The sequence below is a fragment of the Paenibacillus sp. Y280 genome, from assembly GCF_056786335.1.
This window is the reverse complement of record NZ_JBXCIW010000001.1, coordinates 62,898-79,902: the sequence shown is the minus strand read 5'-3', so window position 1 is coordinate 79,902 and position 17,005 is coordinate 62,898. Positions and strand designations below refer to the sequence as shown.

Annotated in this window: 15 protein-coding genes and 2 riboswitches; of the genes, 9 read left to right on the top strand and 6 right to left on the bottom strand. The window is 47.7% G+C overall.

The window, feature by feature from the left end; all coding sequences use genetic code 11:
* Window positions 1-70: 70 nt before the first annotated feature.
* Window positions 71-275, top strand: a riboswitch (cyclic di-AMP (ydaO/yuaA leader).
* A gap of 90 nt (window positions 276-365) precedes the next feature.
* Both AC1TPC_RS00350 and AC1TPC_RS00345 read left to right on the top strand, forming a co-directional pair.
* Window positions 366-1,706 carry a TrkH family potassium uptake protein gene (locus AC1TPC_RS00350; RefSeq protein ID WP_482064898.1) on the top strand — a complete coding sequence of 447 codons (1,341 nt, stop codon included), beginning with the start codon at window positions 366-368 and terminating at the stop codon, window positions 1,704-1,706.
* Between the two features lie 12 nt (window positions 1,707-1,718).
* Window positions 1,719-2,387, top strand: a complete 669-nt coding sequence (locus AC1TPC_RS00345; RefSeq protein WP_482064897.1) for a potassium channel family protein — start codon at window positions 1,719-1,721, stop codon at window positions 2,385-2,387.
* Between the two features lie 386 nt (window positions 2,388-2,773).
* Here AC1TPC_RS00345 and AC1TPC_RS00340 read toward each other — a convergent pair whose 3' ends face one another.
* Window positions 2,774-3,682, bottom strand: coding sequence for a LysR family transcriptional regulator (locus AC1TPC_RS00340; RefSeq protein ID WP_482064896.1), 909 nt, complete (start codon window positions 3,680-3,682; stop codon window positions 2,774-2,776).
* 306 nt (window positions 3,683-3,988) lie between these two features.
* Here AC1TPC_RS00340 and AC1TPC_RS00335 point away from each other — a divergent pair, with 306 nt between their 5' ends.
* From AC1TPC_RS00335 to sdhB, 3 genes are read left to right on the top strand one after another with little or no spacing between them, the layout of a single operon-like run.
* Entirely contained in the window at window positions 3,989-4,660 is a 672-nt protein-coding gene (locus tag AC1TPC_RS00335) for a succinate dehydrogenase cytochrome b558 subunit (protein WP_482064895.1), read from the top strand.
* Between the two features lie 24 nt (window positions 4,661-4,684).
* Window positions 4,685-6,442 carry a succinate dehydrogenase flavoprotein subunit gene (gene sdhA / locus AC1TPC_RS00330; protein ID WP_482064894.1) on the top strand — a complete coding sequence of 586 codons (1,758 nt, stop codon included), beginning with the start codon at window positions 4,685-4,687 and terminating at the stop codon, window positions 6,440-6,442.
* A 2-nt stretch (window positions 6,443-6,444) separates the two neighbouring features.
* Window positions 6,445-7,209, top strand: coding sequence for a succinate dehydrogenase iron-sulfur subunit (gene sdhB, locus AC1TPC_RS00325; RefSeq protein ID WP_482064893.1), 765 nt, complete (start codon window positions 6,445-6,447; stop codon window positions 7,207-7,209).
* A 229-nt stretch (window positions 7,210-7,438) separates the two neighbouring features.
* On the opposite strand, the gene AC1TPC_RS00320 is transcribed toward sdhB, so the two are convergent.
* From AC1TPC_RS00320 to corA, 5 genes are all read right to left on the bottom strand, one after another.
* Window positions 7,439-7,747: a winged helix-turn-helix transcriptional regulator gene (locus AC1TPC_RS00320; protein WP_053371996.1), complete on the bottom strand. Its 309-nt coding sequence runs from the start codon at window positions 7,745-7,747 to the stop codon at window positions 7,439-7,441.
* A 144-nt stretch (window positions 7,748-7,891) separates the two neighbouring features.
* Complete coding sequence (locus tag AC1TPC_RS00315) at window positions 7,892-8,737, bottom strand: EamA family transporter (RefSeq protein WP_482064892.1); 846 nt, start codon at window positions 8,735-8,737, stop codon at window positions 7,892-7,894.
* Window positions 8,738-8,891: 154 nt separating this feature from the next.
* Entirely contained in the window at window positions 8,892-9,701 is an 810-nt protein-coding gene (locus AC1TPC_RS00310; protein ID WP_482064891.1) for a histidinol-phosphatase, read from the bottom strand.
* A gap of 35 nt (window positions 9,702-9,736) precedes the next feature.
* The gene (locus AC1TPC_RS00305) at window positions 9,737-10,639 is read right to left on the bottom strand and encodes a LysR family transcriptional regulator (RefSeq protein WP_482064890.1); all 903 of its coding nucleotides are present in this window, start codon (window positions 10,637-10,639) and stop codon (window positions 9,737-9,739) included.
* A gap of 158 nt (window positions 10,640-10,797) precedes the next feature.
* The gene (gene corA, locus AC1TPC_RS00300; RefSeq protein WP_482064889.1) at window positions 10,798-11,733 is read right to left on the bottom strand and encodes a magnesium/cobalt transporter CorA; all 936 of its coding nucleotides are present in this window, start codon (window positions 11,731-11,733) and stop codon (window positions 10,798-10,800) included.
* A gap of 307 nt (window positions 11,734-12,040) precedes the next feature.
* A riboswitch (SAM riboswitch) is annotated at window positions 12,041-12,146 on the top strand.
* A 101-nt stretch (window positions 12,147-12,247) separates the two neighbouring features.
* On the opposite strand from corA, the gene metA reads away from it, so the two are divergent.
* The 4 genes from metA (at window position 12,248) to mqnC (ending at window position 16,834) form a co-directional block, all read left to right on the top strand.
* Window positions 12,248-13,165: a homoserine O-acetyltransferase MetA gene (gene metA, locus AC1TPC_RS00295; protein WP_482064888.1), complete on the top strand. Its 918-nt coding sequence runs from the start codon at window positions 12,248-12,250 to the stop codon at window positions 13,163-13,165.
* 27 nt (window positions 13,166-13,192) lie between these two features.
* Window positions 13,193-14,356 carry a PLP-dependent transferase gene (locus AC1TPC_RS00290; RefSeq protein WP_482064887.1) on the top strand — a complete coding sequence of 388 codons (1,164 nt, stop codon included), beginning with the start codon at window positions 13,193-13,195 and terminating at the stop codon, window positions 14,354-14,356.
* A gap of 3 nt (window positions 14,357-14,359) precedes the next feature.
* On the top strand, window positions 14,360-15,532 hold the full coding sequence (locus tag AC1TPC_RS00285; RefSeq protein WP_482064886.1) for a trans-sulfuration enzyme family protein: 1,173 nt from the start codon (window positions 14,360-14,362) through the stop codon (window positions 15,530-15,532).
* A gap of 165 nt (window positions 15,533-15,697) precedes the next feature.
* The gene (gene mqnC, locus AC1TPC_RS00280) at window positions 15,698-16,834 is read left to right on the top strand and encodes a cyclic dehypoxanthinyl futalosine synthase (RefSeq protein ID WP_482064885.1); all 1,137 of its coding nucleotides are present in this window, start codon (window positions 15,698-15,700) and stop codon (window positions 16,832-16,834) included.
* The last annotated feature ends 171 nt before the right edge of the window (window positions 16,835-17,005 follow it).

Here is a 17,005-nt window from a genome sequence, read left to right as displayed (position 1 = left end):
CCCTTTTGTCAAAAATATCACCTTTATATATGGACTGCTTTAGGATTATAATCGTTAACGTCATACAAATTGAATAGCACAGCCGAATTTCCTTAGGAAAACGGGGGAACCATAAAGCTGTCAAAATAGATGAACTAGCTGTTTGCATAGGCGGTTCTCATTTGGCGGCATGGGGTGAATTTTAGCGGTGGAGCTTGGGCTCTTGCCGCCGAATAGGGCTGCCTGTCCAGGCCCGAATCCGTCAGCTAACCTCGTAGGCGTCTTGGAACAGGACTCATCGCACAGAGCACTTGAGTTTCCAGTGCTTTTTTTTATGCTCAAAAACAAGTAATTATGATAAGACATACACAGAAGAAGGACAACGGATGAAGAGGGATTGGAATGTTCTCAAGTGGTCGCCTCCGCGCATATTGGTTTGCGGCTTCGCGCTTATTATATTGCTGGGTGCCGTATTATTATCCATGCCATTCGCATCGGCAAGCGGTGAGCGGCTGCCTTTCATCGATGCGCTGTTTACCGCGACCTCGGCGACATGCGTTACGGGGCTTGTCGTCGTGGATACGGGTACATATTTCTCCGTTCCTGGCCAGGTCGTATTGATGTGCTTATTCCAGCTAGGCGGACTGGGTTTTATGACGATGGCAACGCTGGTTGCGCTTGTACTGCGCAAGAAGATTTCACTTCGAGAGCGTCTTTTGCTGCAAGAGGCTATGAATCAGTCGAGCATGGAAGGTATCGTTCGGCTCATTAGGAGGGTCATCGTTTATTCACTGGCGATCGAATTCGTCGGATTCATCTTGTTTACCTTAAGGTTTGCATTCGATATGCCGCTTGGCAAAGCGTTGTTTTTCGGAGCGTTTCATGCCGTTTCCTTATTCAACAATGCGGGATTTGATATTTTTGGCGACTACAGAAGCTTAACGCTGTACGTATCTGATCCCATCGTCAATATCGCGGCAATGATGCTCATCATAACCGGCGGTTTAGGCTTTGTCGTCATGTCGGATTTGATGGAGTATCGCAAAAACCGCAGGCTGTCGCTGCACAGCAAGGTTGTCCTGTCCATGACGGGGACATTAATAGCAGTAGGAACAATCGTCATTTTTGTTTTCGAGTTTTCCAATACGAAGACGCTTGGCTCGTTGGACTGGGGCGGTAAGATTTTATCCTCCTTCTTCCAGTCGGTGACGCCGCGGACGGCGGGAGCCAATACGCTTGATTATACAGCTTTGCGACAAGCAACTATGTTTTTCACCATCATTCTGATGTTTATCGGGGCATCGCCGGGCTCGACAGGCGGCGGTATCAAGACCACGACCTTTACTACACTGATCGGAGCTGTTATTGCGATGATTCGCGGACGCGAGGATATTGTGATGTTCCGGCATCGGCTTGGCAAGGACAGGATTTTTAAGGCGCTAACGATTACATTAATCTCATTAGGTTTAGTTATTATTGTAACGATGATCTTGTCGATGACGGAGGATCATGCGTTCATTAAATTATTGTTTGAAGCCACCTCTGCGTTCGGTACGGTGGGGTTGTCGATTGGCGTTACTCCGGAGCTCAGCACAGTAGGAAAAATAGTCATTGCATTAACGATGTTTGCCGGACGGCTTGGACCTTTGACGCTAGCTTATGCGCTGGGGCCACGCACAGAAAAAGAATTGTACCGGTATCCTGAAGGCAAAATTACGATTGGATAGGGGAAGCTGCAAGTGGGGACGAAGAAAAAGCAATTTGTCATAATAGGGTTAGGTAGATTTGGATCAAGCTTAGGCCGCGAGCTAATCGAGCTCGGCAATGAGGTGCTTGGCATTGATAAGGACGAGGAGGCCGTTCAGGAAATGAGCGGTGTCCTCACTTATGCCGTAACTGCCGATTGTACGGATGAAGAAACGCTTCGTTCGCTCGGTGTACGCAACTTTGACTGCGGCGTCGTTGCAATTGGCGATGACATTCAAGCGAGTATTTTAACGACCATCTTGCTTAAGGATCTAGGTGTCAAGCAGGTTGTTGCGAAAGCAATGACGGAATTGCATGGCCGCGTGCTTGAGAAAATCGGCGTCGACCGCGTCGTTTATCCGGAGCGGGACATGGGCATTCGTGTTGCGCATCAGCTCGTTTCACCCAACCTGCTCGATTATATTGAGCTCTCCAAGGAATATACGATTGCCGAGCTTGCTGTACCTCATTGCTTGAACGGCAAGTCGCTGCATGACCTGAACCCGCGAGCAAGGTTCGGCTGCAGCATCGTTGCGATCAACAAGCCATCCGGCATCATTATTGCGCCAACGGCAACAGATGTGCTTGCTGAGCGCGATGTGATGGTTGTTATCGGAACAAACGCGCAAATCGAAGATTTTGAGGCAACTGTTATTCGTTAAGTTGTTATTAGGAATGGAATTGACATGCAGGTGGAAACCGCTGCGACGCCAATCATACATCACTTGCTAATATTGCTCATACTTATCGTTATAGCTGGGATGCTGGCGGGCCGTGCTTCTATAGTTTGCCTGACCGCAAGGCGGGATGGAACAAAAATGAGCTCGTATTTATGATGTGGGTAAGAGAAACGGGGGTTATTCCTGCTGTTTAATCGGGAATGATCACAAGCGCAGGCATCCAGCATGCGGAATAGATTGCTTCTATTAATTAATGACCATTCTCATTACGGTTCTGCTCCAAGCCAGCACCACCGCTTTTGTCGCAAAACGGCTGGGGATGGATTCGGAAGCGTAATATTGGAAATGCTGAAGGACAGTGGCCTCTTTTAGAGGCTGCTGTCCTTTTTGGTTGGAAAACGCGCCGCCAGCTCGTTAATCCATAGTCGGACGGAGGGGCTCAGCGCTGCTGAGTCTGCATGAATAAGCGAGGTGGTGCGCTTCGTATCCTCAAGCTCGCGAATAGGGATAATGACAAGCTCATTGTCTTCGAGCAGTTGTTTGCGCATGTACGATTGGGGCAGCAGCGTAGCCGCTCTGCAAGTATGGAGCAAACGCAATATCGCTTCAAAAGAATCAATCTCCATGCGCACATCCGGCTGAAGATGGTATTTGTCGAAGAGCTCGTCGGTAAGAATTCTGTACCAGGTTCCTTTGGAGAACAAGATCATCGGCATGCCGGTCAAATCTTGAATGCCTAACGGGCTTTTATCGAGAATGACTTGATTGCGCGGAAGCACAAGCGACAGATGATCCTCAAACAGAGGGATACATCTTAATGTCGAATCCTCGATGCTTGACGCTACGATCCCGATATCGGCTTTTTGATCGCGAACGAGCGACACGATTTCATGCGTCTTGCCCGTAATCGCTTTAATGTCGATTTCCGGGTGGGTTGACGTTAGCCTTTGAATTAAATCGGGAAGCGTCGTTTGCAGTGTCGTCAGACTTGCGCCAATCGTCAGCGTAGTATGTCCCGCTGAAGTAAACTCGGAGACGGTTTGCAAATATTTGCGGTGAAGCTGGCGCAATTCTAAGGCATATTCGTACGTCATTTGCCCGATCCGGGTAAGCTCAAGCCGTTTGCCGATCCGTCGAAATAAGGGAGAGCCTAATTCTTGCTCAAGCTTAGCGATCTTGCGAGAGATGGCAGGCTGCGACAGATTGAGCAAAGCGGAAGCTTTATTCATACTGGATTGCTCGACGATTACGGTAAAGACATGCATCTCTTCATTCATGAAAAAACCCCTTATGTCATTTTGTTATAAGAAATTATAAAAAATAAGCAATTCCATTATAAGCTTAAAAGGAGTAGGATGGGAAGTGTGGCTAATATGTGTCGACTTTTGTTGACGGAGAAACATGCTGGGGTTACAATGTAGAATGATTTGCCATGCGTAAATAGCTGAAGACTGCCTATAGGCAGCTCAGCGCTTTTGTTTGCGCTGAAATATAAGCAATGTATAGGTGTGAAGCCGATACATTCTTATATTTTTAACAAAAAGCATGCTAGCACTCACAGTATTGAAAGGAGAAGGAATGACATGGAAGGAAACTCGTATTTCTCGCGCAAGCTTCACTCGCTTCTCGGGATCATTCCGCTCGGCGGTTTTATCGTCGTGCATGGTCTGACCAACTATCAGGCGTTTGAACGCGGACCAGAGGGCTTCGACAAAGGCGTACATTTGATTAACAGCTTGCCAGTGCTGCCGCTGCTCGAGATTTTCGGTATTTACCTCCCGCTTTTGTTTCACGGTATTTACGGCTTGTACGTGGCATACCAATCGAACACAAACACGGGACGCTTTAAGTATGGTCGGAACTGGGCGTTTACTGCACAACGGGTTACAGGGGTAATTACCTTTGTATTCGTATTCTGGCACGTATTCCAAACTCGGCTGCAAGTTTATCTCGGCAACATCACGCATGAAGAGCTGGGGTCTACGATGAATCAAATCGCAAGCAGTCCTGCTTATTTCGTACTTTACGTAATTGGCGTACTTGCAGCTGTCTTCCACTTCAGCAATGGCCTATGGGCGTTTCTGGTCAGCTGGGGCATTACGATCGGCCCGAAAGCGCAACGCATCTCGTCTTACATTTGCATGGGCGTGTTTGTAGTCGTTTCGGCGTTGTTTATTCTTTCGCTTATCGCGTTTAGCGGCGATGAATTTAAGGAAGCTGCGAGTGCTGCAATTGCACTTACAAATATCGGATAGTTTGTAGACAAGGAGCGAAGCGTTATGGCTAAAAATAAAATTATCATCGTTGGCGGCGGTCTGGCTGGCTTGATGGCTACCATTAAAGCTGCAGAGGCTGGCGTACACGTTGATCTGTTTTCACTTGTACCGGTCAAACGTTCCCACTCAGTATGCGCACAGGGCGGTATCAACGGCGCTGTAAATACGAAAGGGGAAGGCGATTCTCCGTGGGAGCATTTCGACGACACCGTTTACGGTGGAGATTTCCTAGCGAACCAGCCGCCAGTTAAAGCAATGTGCGACGCTGCACCTGGCATTATTCACCTTATGGACCGGATGGGCGTTATGTTCAGCCGTACGTCTGAGGGCTTGCTCGACTTCCGTCGCTTTGGCGGCACAAAGCATTCCCGCACAGCATTCGCGGGCGCTACAACAGGACAACAGCTTCTATATGCATTGGACGAGCAAGTTCGCCGGTGGGAAGCAGCAGGACTAGTCAACAAATACGAGCACTGGGAATTTCTTGGCGCAGTCGTTGATGATGACGGCATTTGCCGCGGCGTATCAGCGCAGGACTTGCGCTCAATGGAAGTGCACACGGTTCGTGCGGATGCGGTTATTCTTGCATCAGGCGGTCCCGGCATTATTTTCGGTAAAACAACGAACTCTGTTATCAACACCGGTACGGCTGCAAGCGCAGTGTATCAGCAGGGCGTTAACTATGCCAATGGCGAATTCATTCAAATTCACCCAACGGCGATTCCGGGCGATGACAAGCTTCGCTTGATGTCTGAATCAGCACGCGGTGAAGGCGGACGGATCTGGACGTACAAAGACGGCAAGCCTTGGTACTTCCTAGAGGATAAATATCCGGCTTATGGAAATCTCGTGCCACGTGATATTGCGACGCGTGAAATTTTCAGCGTTTGCGTCGATCAGAAGCTTGGCATCAATCAAGAAAACATGGTTTACCTTGATCTGTCTCATAAAGATCCGAAGGAGCTTGACGTTAAGCTTGGCGGTATCATTGAAATTTATGAGAAATTCATGGGCGACGACCCGCGCAAAATTCCGATGAAAATTTTCCCTGCGGTTCACTACTCAATGGGCGGCATGTGGGTCGATTACAATCAAATGACGAACATTCCTGGTCTGTTCGCAGCCGGCGAGTGCGAGTATCAATACCATGGTGCGAACCGTCTAGGCGCGAACTCCTTGCTATCCGCTATTTATGGCGGTATGGTTGCTGGACCAAAAGCGGTCGAGTATATCAAAGGCTTGAAGAAATCGTCTGAAGATGTTGCTTCCTCCGTATTCGATCGCGAGAACAAGCGTCAAACGGATAAGTACAACAGCATCGTTAACATGAACGGCAATGAGAACGCGTATGTCATTCACAAAGAGCTTGGCGAATGGATGACGAATAACATGACCGTTGTACGCTTTAACGATAAGCTTGAGCAAACGATCCACAAGATCAAAGAGCTGAAGCAGCGTTATGCGAAAATCAACATCAACGATACGGCGCAATGGAACAATGCGGGCGTTGCCTTTACTCGTCAGCTTTGGAACATGCTTGAGCTTTCTGAAGCGATGACGCTGGGCGGATTGCTTCGCAACGAGAGCCGCGGCGCTCACTATAAGCCAGATTTCCCGGATCGTGACGACGACCATTTCATGAAATCGACGATTGCGAAATGGACGAAGGAAGGTCCGCAAATTTCTTACGAGGACATCGACGTAAGCTTGATCAAACCTCGTAAACGCGATTACTCGAGCGACAAGAAGAAAGGAGAATAACGATGGCTGGAACGACTGTAGCAACAAAAACGGTTAAGTTTATCATCACACGTCAAGATACTCCTGATTCAAAGCCTTACACGGAAGAGTTCGAAATCCCTTATCGCGCTAATATGAACGTCATTAGCGGATTGATGGAAATTCAGCGTAATCCGAAGAAGTCCGACGGCGCGAGCACAGCACCTGTATGCTGGGATTCCAACTGCTTGGAAGAAGTATGCGGAGCATGCTCGATGGTCATCAACGGCAAGCCGCGTCAAGCGTGCAGCGCCCTGATCGATAAGCTGGAGCAGCCGGTTCGCCTTGAGCCAATGAGAACATTCCCGGTTGTTCGCGATCTTGTCATCAACCGCGAGCGCATGTTCGGCGCCTTGAAGAAAGTGAAAGCATGGATTCCGATTGACGGAACCTATGATCTTGGTCCAGGACCGCGCATGGCAGAAACGAAGCGCCAATGGGCATATGAGCTTTCCAAATGCATGACTTGCGGCGTTTGCCTTGAGGCTTGCCCGAACGTTAACGATAGGAACAGCTTTATCGGTCCTGCAGCCATTTCTCAGGTTCGCCTGTTTAATGCTCATCCAACGGGTGAGATGAACAAGGAAGAGCGTCTGGATGAGCTGATGACCGATGGCGGCATCGAAGGCTGCGGCAACTCGCAAAACTGTGTACGCGCATGTCCGAAGGGCATTCCGCTCACGACTTCGATTGCAGCAATGAACAAGGATACAACAAAGCATCTGTTCAAAAAATGGCTTGGCTTGTAGAGCCGTTTAAATATCGGAAGGAAGCCCTCGATCATATCGGGGGGTTCTTCTTTTTGTGTGATATTGATTATTATTATCAATGATAGTGGATTGAGATTCCGTTGTCAATTAGGGATTGAGAGGATTTTATACGATTTTATACGGTGCTTAGCTCCCAGCTTGCGGAACGAGGATTAGCAAAGAAAACACTGCATAAAAATAAAAAAAACCGCCTCAGCGGTTTCTCGTCTTACATCCATTGTTCGCCCCATTTTTGAATGGACTCAATGACTGGTTCAAGCTCCCGTCCTTTGCCGGTTAGCTCGTACTCGATGCGTACGGGCATTTCAGGGTAGACTTGGCGTTTAATAATGGTTATTGTTTCAAGCTCTTTCATCCGGTCCGTTAGCATTTTGTCGCTCATTTCGGGAATTTGTTCTTTAATCTCTTTGAACCTTTTTGGTCCTCCGAGCAATACCCGAATAATTCTGCCCGTCCATTTCTTACCTAAAATGTCGGCTGCGGCTTCATACTTTGGGCACATTGTCGAATAATCCAACCGTATCACCCCGCTTTTTGTAATACTATTGTAGCATATGAACAAACTAAAAGTAAGTTCATTTCAGTGGGAATACGTGTATTTTAGAGAATTTTATATTTACTATACAAAAGTTAGGTATTGGAAACACAAGCTTTTATGCCCTTATACCCGAATAATGATCAACCCTAGAATCATACAGGCAAAGGCCGTCCACTGCACGATAGTAAGCTTCTCTTTGTAAACTAGAATTGCGCCAGCTGCTACGACGAGACTGTTCGTTGCAAAGATTGGTGCGGCCAAATTCGCCTGACCTGTGGCAAGAGCCGTCGCATACAGCTGTAGGCCGCCGTATGAGAATAGTCCGGCAATGATCCCGTAATATAGTCCGGTACGCTTAGCCGAGCGGACAGCGTCTGCTTTGGCCGGAATAAGAAACCAGCAAAGCGAGAGGAAATAGGCGATAAACAGGATGGGGGCACTAGGCAGTCCCAGCTCGTCCGTTACCTTCAAGCCGCCGTTTCGCAGCGCGAACATCACGATAGCCGTCCCGACGAGTATGAACCATCTTTTTTCCGTTATGGTGAGCGGTTCCTTCCGTTTGTGGGCAATAAACAGTACGGCGAGCAGAAGCAGTGTAATGCCGATCGCCTCTGAGGCGCTTAGCGGCTCCTTATACCACCATGTCCCCAAAGAAATGACCAAGATGATGTTCATATTCGTAAGCGGGGAGGTTAAGCTTGCTGGGCCGTAAAACAAGGCTTTCATAAATAAGGCGTTGCCCCATGCTGAGCCTGCACCGATAATGATGCCTGCAATCCATACCTTCGGCTCGGCAAGGAAAGCAAACGTACCCTCAACCGCCGAATGTACGCCAAAGCCGACCGTTCCCGACGCATATAGCCCAAGCAGCAGCGCTCTCGTTGAACCTCCGCGCATTTGCGATACTTTCATCCACCAGCCTGCTAGTCCAAACAAGATTGCGCTGCTTATGGCTGTAATAAGCCACATCGATGTTCAACCCCTCAAATTTGTTACACAAATGAAATAGTTCTGTTATCGTCTCATCACATTAATGGGCTATTATAATAAACAAGACCCCCTTTTTAATATATCCTTTCGGACCTGCAGCGTGCAGGTCCACTTTTTTTGTCTATGGATGTATTTATAACGGTACGATAACCTGCTGACGCTTGCGATAAAAAACCCACTGCGAGAACCCAATTTCCTTCAGCCTCTTTTGCACAAGCTCCCATTCATCGCCGACTCTGCTCGGCACATGGGCATCCGATCCAAAAGTTACGTTCACGCCAAAGTAAAGCGCGCGTTCCAAAATCGCATCCGACGGATACCAGCCGCCAACATCCTTGGTGCCGCCAGACGTATTGATTTCGATGGATACGCCGCATTCAGCAATCGTCTTCAGTGCATCATCGATCTCTGCATGCGCTGGAATGTCGGAGAACGCAGGATAATACCCCTTCATAGCATCGATATGTCCCAATATGTCAAACATCCCGCTGCGGGCTGATTGCTGGATCAAGTCATAATAATCTCTTTTTGTTGCAATATGCTGCTCCTCATTTAAGTGCTTCCAACGATTTCGATTAAAAATGCTGACTCCGCCTACTTGATGCACAGAACCGATAAGATAATCGAAAGGCACGCCTTCGTAGGCTTTCCGGTAGCTGTCTGCATATTCGGAGAAAAAGTCCGATTCCATGCCAAGCAGCACTTCGATTTTGCCTGCATATTTGTCCTTCAAACGCAGTACTTCCTCGACATAGCTGGCGAAATCGCTTCTAGCCATTGCGATGCCGGGCGAGGGCTGATCCTCCGCGTGATAAAAGTAAGGCGAATGGTCGGAGATGCCGATCACCTGAAGTCCAGCATCTATGCCTGCAAGGATATAATCTTCAATCGTACCATTAGCGTGTCCGCATCTGACATGATGGGTGTGCAAATCGAATTTCATCGTAATCTCTCCTCGTCATCTGTGGTTGCATGCTATTATTCGCTGCTGATGAATTGATGCTCGGGCATGCCCTTTAAATCGCTAAGAAATTGATGCAGCGCCGTATTAATATACCTTCCTGATTTGTAGACGACCCCGACAGGATGACTCGTTTCGAGCTCGTTCACCTTAATCATCTTGAGCGTTCCGAGCCGCAGTTCGTTGGAAATCGAAAGCTTCGATACGACGGCTACGCCCAAATTAATCTCAACCATTCGCTTAACTTCCTCGCTGCTTGAGACCTCCATAACAATATTCGGTTGAATGTTGTATTTTCGGAAAATTTGATCGAGGAATCTGCGGCCAAGCGTATCGGGTGCAAGCATGATAATCGGGATGTCCTTTAATGTGTCAACCGTAGTATGTGTAAGCCGGCTCATTGGATGCGCGGGGGACACGACAAGCTCAAACGTATCGTAATAAAGAACGGAGGAAGTAACGTTAGGGTTTTTTTCGGTCAGGTATGTAATTCCGATATCGACTGAGCCATTCTCGACGCTGGTCATAACTTGCGAGGAGGGCATGGAATGTATGGTTGTTTTAATTAACGGAAATTGGTTTTGAAAATATGACATTACGCGCGGTAAAATTTGAATCGCAATCGAAGAAGTTGTTCCGAGCAAAATATGGCCTTGAGGCGTTAAATTCAAATCGGACAGCTTCTGTTTTAATTCTTCCACAATCGCAAGGATTTTTTCCGCATGCTCCAAAAAAACTTGTCCATGATCGGTTAGAGTAACTGGTTGATTACGATCGATAAGGACCGTCTTGAACTCATCCTCCAAACTTTTGACTTGCGCCGATACGGCAGGCTGTGTCAGATTCAGCAGCTCGCCAGCTTTTCGGAAGCTCATCGTTTTGGATATCGTAAGGAGTGTTTCAAGCTGGTTGATGTTCACGTCAATCCCCCCTTTCAAAGATACATATATGCTTTAGAGCGTATCCAACTATTATAATGGAAAGAAGAAGTAACAGCAAAAAAAGGCTGCGCTCGCAAAAGGCAAAGTACGCCAAACGCGGGTTGCAGCCTTTATAACTTTTGTCAATTAGGCTTTCTTTATAGCCATTCCTTTTTGCGGAAAATGAGAAACATGCTTATGCCAAGCAGCAGCATGATGCCAAGCAAAATATACGAGCCCATTTGAAGATGGAGGCCAGGAATAAAATCAAAGTTCATTCCATAAATGCCAGTTATAAAAGTAAGTGGCATGAATATCGTCGTTATCGCGGTGAACACGCGCATGATTTCATTGGCGCGGTTCGAGACGCTGGACTGATAAGCTTCTCGTAAGTTGCCCATTAGATCGCGGTACGTATCGAAGGACTCGGCGATTTTTAACGCATTTTCGTAAATGTCGCTAAAATATTTTTGCAGCTGGTCGTCGATAAGCTTAAGATCCTTCTTATTAAGCGTAGCGATTACGTCGCGCTGCGGTCCAAGCACCTTCTTGAGCCACAATATTTCCCCGCGCAAGCCGATGATTTCGTTCAGATGCGATTTTTTGGTGTGCATTAGAATATCCTCTTCCAGCGCTTCGATACGTGTATCGATGCGATCGCCGACGAGGAAGTAGTTGTCGACAACCATATCGACTAGGTGGTACAGGAAATAATCGGGACTGCTAACTTCTTGTTCCCATAACACCGGCTTCAAAGAGCGCAGCTCGTTAATTTTCTGCTTCGTTACCGTTATAATAAAGTGGCGGCCAAGAAAAATGTTCAGCGCCCTAAGAAAAATCTCTTCATCATCGAATCGAATGCTGTTGATCACGATAAAATAATGGCTCTCGTATATCTCGATCTTTGGACGCTGCTCCTCTTCACTGAGGCAATCCTCAACAGCCAGATCATGCATGCTGAATAGCGGCTGCAAAATGGCAAGGTCCTCCACGTCAGCATCGATCCAGTAAAATCCTTCTTTCGAGGGGGTAAGGGTTTCATTAATATCATCAATAGTCGTAAAAATGCCATTGCTAACGAGACGTATTTTCATCCGGCGTCACTCCTTTTAGTTCTCTTAGAGGAAACTGCCGGCTGAAATGGACTTGGCCGGCAGTAAACGTATTCGATCGTTTTCAGGCTTTGGTCTATCGCCTTCCATGTCCGTATGCACCCCTTTTTTAATGGAATAAATGAAATAATTCTTGTCTAGTATACTCCCGCATTACCTTTACATTCAAGCATTAAATCGACAGATTCTAGCTAAATTTTTTGAATATGCCCAGCTGCTTCTTGACGCGATTGACATTATGCATTAAAGTGAAATTGAAATGATACCGTGAAAAATTGAATAGACTACTTTCTTATCAAGAGCAGGCGGAGGGACTAGCCCGATGAAGCCCGGCAACCGGCGTTTAAATACGCACGGTGCTAATTCTTGCGGAATTTTTTTCTGAGAGATGAGAGAGGCGGATGGCTTATTTACTGAGCATACGACCTTTTCTCAACAGCAGAAAGGGTCTTTTTCTTGTTCAAGCGGTCATACTGCCTAAAGAGGAGTGAAAAACATGCCTATTAAAGTACCAGACAACTTACCGGCAAAAGAAATTTTAAACAACGAGAACATCTTCGTTATGGATGAGAGCATCGCCTTTCAACAAGATATTAGGCCGCTGCGTATCGCTATTCTTAACTTAATGCCAACCAAGGAAACGACAGAAACGCAGCTGCTAAGGCTTATCGGCAACACGCCGCTTCAGGTCGAAGTCGTATTGCTCTACCCTAGAACCCATACTTCCAAAAATACGTCAGCCGAGCATCTGGAATCCTTTTATAAAACGTTCGATGAGATTTCGCATGAATATTATGACGGTCTTATCATTACGGGCGCGCCGGTTGAACAATTGCCGTTTGAGGAAGTCAACTACTGGGAAGAGCTTAAGGAAATTATGGATTGGAGCGCTTCGCGGGTCACATCAACCTTCCATATTTGTTGGGCGGCGCAGGCGGGACTCTATCACCATTACAACGTTCCGAAATACAACTTGGATAATAAAATTTTCGGCGTATACCCGCACACGGTAGAGAAACGCAATGTTAATCTTCTCCGCGGCTTTGATGAAATGTTCTTTGTGCCACAATCGCGTCATACGGAAGTTCGCCGCGAGGATATTGAGCTGCTTGAGTCACTCGATATATTATCTGAATCGCCGGATTCGGGTGTATATCTTGTCGCATCCAAGGACGGCAGGCAAATTTTCGTTACGGGTCATTCCGAATACGACCCGACATCACTCAAGTATGAATATGACCGCGACAAAGCCAAAGGGTTTGCGATAGATGTACCTAAAAACTATTTCCCGGGCGATAATCCGGCTAATTTGCCGCTTTCCACTTGGCGCGCGCATGCCAATCTGTTATTTTCAAATTGGCTTAACTATTATGTATACCAGCAAACACCTTTTGACTTGGGTGCAGGCATTTAACAATAGACGAGGGAGTGCTACAATACGATGAAAATTGAAAGTCATTTGGCTCAGATCGGATCGATTAAAGAGCCTGTAACAGGAGCGGTAAGCTTTCCAGTATACCAAGCGACCGCATTCCGCCACCCTAAGCTCGGCGAGAGCACAGGATTTGATTATGCGCGCACCAAAAGCCCGACAAGAGCTGTGCTAGAGGAAGCGGCTGCGCAATTGGAGGCGGGAGATGCGGCTTTTGCCTGCAGCTCCGGCATGGCAGCGCTGCAAACAATCTTTTCCTTGTTCAGCCAAGGCGATCATTTGATCGTTTCGCTTGATCTGTACGGAGGCACATACCGTCTCTTGGAGCGGATTATGTCCAGATTCGGCGTAACGGCTTCGTATGTGGATACGAATGATATCGATGCGATGTCGATATTATGGACGCCGAATACGAAAGCGGTTCTGATCGAAACGCCTACAAATCCGCTCATGATGATCACGGACATCGAGCGAGTAGCGGCATGGGCGAAGTCCAAAGGCTTGCTCACCATCGTCGATAATACGCTTCTTACGCCATTCTTCCAACGTCCGATCGAGCTGGGCGCTGATATTATCATTCATAGCGCGACCAAATATTTGGGCGGCCACAATGACGTGCTGGCTGGTCTAATCGTAACGAAAGGCAAGGAGCTCTCTGATGAAATGGCATTCTTGCACAACTCCATCGGAGCGGTGCTTGGACCGCAGGATTCATGGCTTCTAATGAGAGGCATGAAAACGCTGGCACTTCGGATGGAGCGCCATCAGTACAACGCCACAACGATTGCGAATTATTTGCTCGAGCACCCGGCAGTTGAAGATGTTTATTATCCGGCGCTGCCGCATCATCCAGGCCATGAAATTCAGAATAAGCAATCATCAGGCAATACCGGTATATTCTCCTTCCGCTTGAAGGATGCCCGTTATGTAGAGCCGATTTTGCGCCATATTAAGCTTATTGCTTTTGCCGAGAGCCTTGGCGGCGTTGAGTCCTTAATGACCTATCCAGCGGTTCAGACCCACGCGGATATTCCGCTCGAAATTCGTCAAGCGATCGGCGTCGACGACCGTCTTCTTCGTTTCTCCGTCGGCATCGAGCATGCGGACGATTTGATCGGCGATTTGGAGCAAGCGCTGGCCGCAGCAAAACGCGAAATCGAGGAGGTTCAATAATCGATGAGCAACGACAACAACAGGGTGAAGCCTCAAGATCGCCGTTTTGCAACTAAGCTGCTTCATTTCGGCGCAGAAATAGATGAGCATACAGGAGCGTCAAGCGTTCCGATTTTCCAAGCATCAACGTTCCATCATCATGATATTTTCAACCCGCCGGATTACGATTACAGCCGCTCCGGCAACCCTACACGCCAAGCGTTGGAGGATTATATCGCTTTGCTTGAAGGCGGATCACGCGGCTTCGCATTCGCATCAGGCATGGCTGCGATCTCGACGACATTTCTGCTATTATCTGCAGGCGACCATGTCATCGTTACGGAGGATGTTTACGGCGGAACGTATCGCTTGCTTACGACGATCTTGGATCGACTCGGCATTGAATCCACGTTCGTAGATATGACCGATTTCGAAGCGGTAAAGGCTGCGCTCAAGCCTAATACGAAAGCGGTATTTATGGAGACGCCATCGAATCCTACGCTCAAAATTACGAACATAGCAGAGACGACTGCTTGGGCGAAAGAGCATGGCCTGCTCACGATGCTGGACAATACGTTTATGACGCCTTATCATCAGCGTCCAATCGAGCTGGGCGTCGATATCGTATTGCACAGCGCAACGAAGTTTTTGAGCGGCCATAGCGACGTGCTGGCTGGTCTTGCGGTTACGGCAGATGAAGGCCTGGGCAAACGCTTGAAGCAGCTTCAAAACGGCATGGGTACCGTATTGAGCCCGCAGGAATCGTGGCTCCTGATGCGCGGCATGAAGACGCTGAAGGCTCGGATGGAGCATAGCGAGCGGAGCACGCGGAGACTTGCTGAATGGCTGTCTGAACATAAGGAAGTAACGGCTGTTTACTATCCTGGCCTAGATAATCATCCGGGCAGAGAAATACATGAGAAGCAATCGCTTGGCTACGGTGCCGTCGTATCGTTCGATGTCGGCAGTGGAGAACGCGCCAAATCGCTGCTGAGCAAGGTACAAATTCCTTTGGTAGCCGTAAGCTTGGGCGCGGTAGAGAGCATTCTATCCTACCCTGCGATGATGTCGCATGCGGCTATGCCAAGGGATGTGCGCCATGCTCGCGGGATAACGGACGGCTTGGTTCGTTACTCGGTCGGACTAGAGGATATCGAGGATTTATTAGAGGATTTGGACCAGGCGCTTCGCGCCTAAATAGGACCAAATGGAAGAAAAACACGGTTGTTCTTACGGACACGCCGTGTTTTTCCGCATTTCAGTCTGTGAAGGCATCATACGGCATGTGACTTGGCATATCGATTTATGTTAGGATTAAGTGATTGGTTGACTACTAGAACGGAACTAAGGAGGTCTTGCGGAATGGGAACGTTAGACCATATATTGGATAAAGCATTGCGCGGCGAGCGAATTGCGCTCGAAGAAAGCATGGAGCTGCTTGCTTCAGATCAGATTGAGAAAATGGGACATGTGGCAAATCAGATCATGCTGAAGCATCATCCAGAACCGATAACAACTTTTGTTGTGGGTCGAAATGTTAACTATACGAATGTATGTGATGTATATTGTCGTTTTTGTGCGTTTTATCGCGCACCAGGCTCAAAGGAAGGCTATGTACTGCCCGATGAGACGATTTTGAGAAAAATTCAAGAGACTATTAACGTTGGCGGTACCGAAATATTAATGCAGGGCGGTACGAATCCGGATTTGCCGTTTACGTATTATTTGGACCTGCTTCGCAAAATCAAACAGCAATTTCCGGGCATTACGATGCACTCCTTCTCGCCTGCTGAAATTCAGAAGATGAAGGTTGTCTCGGATGGTCTTTCACTCGATGAAGTCATCAGACAGCTTCACGAAGCGGGGCTCGATTCTTTGCCTGGCGGCGGCGCCGAAATTTTGGATGACCGTACGCGTCGCAAGATCAGCCGCATGAAGGGCTCATGGACGGATTGGATGGACGTAATGAAGTCTGCTCACCGTCATGGCATGAACACAACTGCGACGATGGTGTATGGACTTGGCGAGACGGTCGAAGAGCGGGCGCTGCACATGCTTCGCATCCGCGACGCTCAGGATGAATGCATTGCGAACAAATATGATTCAACGGGCTTCTTGGCGTTCATTTCTTGGCCGTTCCAGCCTGATAATACGAATCTTAAGCTGGAGAAGGCAAAGCCGGAGGAATATCTACGCATCGTTGCAGCTAGCCGCATTATGCTAGATAACATTCCTAATTTCCAATCGTCTTGGGTGACGATGGGGCCAGAGATGGGCAAACTTTCGCTTTCTTATGGCTGCAATGACTTCGGCAGCACGATGATTGAAGAAAACGTCGTTTCAGCAGCAGGCACGACACATAAAGTAAACATTGAACTCATTCTTCAGCTCATTCGCGAATGCGGCAAAATCCCAGCTCAGCGGGATACCAAATATAATATTTTGAAAATGTACAATGAAACAGACAAAGCTGATCTTGATTTTGTAATGCAAAATTAATTTTAGCTCCAATTAAGTTTGATAAAAGGCGTCTGCAGATCGTTCTTCTCAGCAGAGAGGAGCTTTCGGCAGACGTTTTTTTGTATGCTATTCCTTACTGCATCGAGACTTGATTCCCTTACATTCCAATGTCTTCATCGTATATCCCCGAACACGGCACCATATACTGAT

What these genes read in the sequence shown, in the direction of transcription:
- AC1TPC_RS00350 (WP_482064898.1), top strand. Translation starts at nt 366, where the DNA reads ATGAAGAGGGATTGGAATGTTCTCAAGTGGTCGCCTCCGCGCATATTG.
- AC1TPC_RS00340 (WP_482064896.1), bottom strand. Translation starts at nt 3,682, where the DNA reads ATGAATGAAGAGATGCATGTCTTTACCGTAATCGTCGAGCAATCCAGT.
- AC1TPC_RS00335 (WP_482064895.1), top strand. Translation starts at nt 3,989, where the DNA reads ATGGAAGGAAACTCGTATTTCTCGCGCAAGCTTCACTCGCTTCTCGGG.
- sdhA (WP_482064894.1), top strand. Translation starts at nt 4,685, where the DNA reads ATGGCTAAAAATAAAATTATCATCGTTGGCGGCGGTCTGGCTGGCTTG.
- sdhB (WP_482064893.1), top strand. Translation starts at nt 6,445, where the DNA reads ATGGCTGGAACGACTGTAGCAACAAAAACGGTTAAGTTTATCATCACA.
- AC1TPC_RS00315 (WP_482064892.1), bottom strand. Translation starts at nt 8,737, where the DNA reads ATGTGGCTTATTACAGCCATAAGCAGCGCAATCTTGTTTGGACTAGCA.
- AC1TPC_RS00310 (WP_482064891.1), bottom strand. Translation starts at nt 9,701, where the DNA reads ATGAAATTCGATTTGCACACCCATCATGTCAGATGCGGACACGCTAAT.
- corA (WP_482064889.1), bottom strand. Translation starts at nt 11,733, where the DNA reads ATGAAAATACGTCTCGTTAGCAATGGCATTTTTACGACTATTGATGAT.
- metA (WP_482064888.1), top strand. Translation starts at nt 12,248, where the DNA reads ATGCCTATTAAAGTACCAGACAACTTACCGGCAAAAGAAATTTTAAAC.
- AC1TPC_RS00290 (WP_482064887.1), top strand. Translation starts at nt 13,193, where the DNA reads ATGAAAATTGAAAGTCATTTGGCTCAGATCGGATCGATTAAAGAGCCT.
- AC1TPC_RS00285 (WP_482064886.1), top strand. Translation starts at nt 14,360, where the DNA reads ATGAGCAACGACAACAACAGGGTGAAGCCTCAAGATCGCCGTTTTGCA.
- mqnC (WP_482064885.1), top strand. Translation starts at nt 15,698, where the DNA reads ATGGGAACGTTAGACCATATATTGGATAAAGCATTGCGCGGCGAGCGA.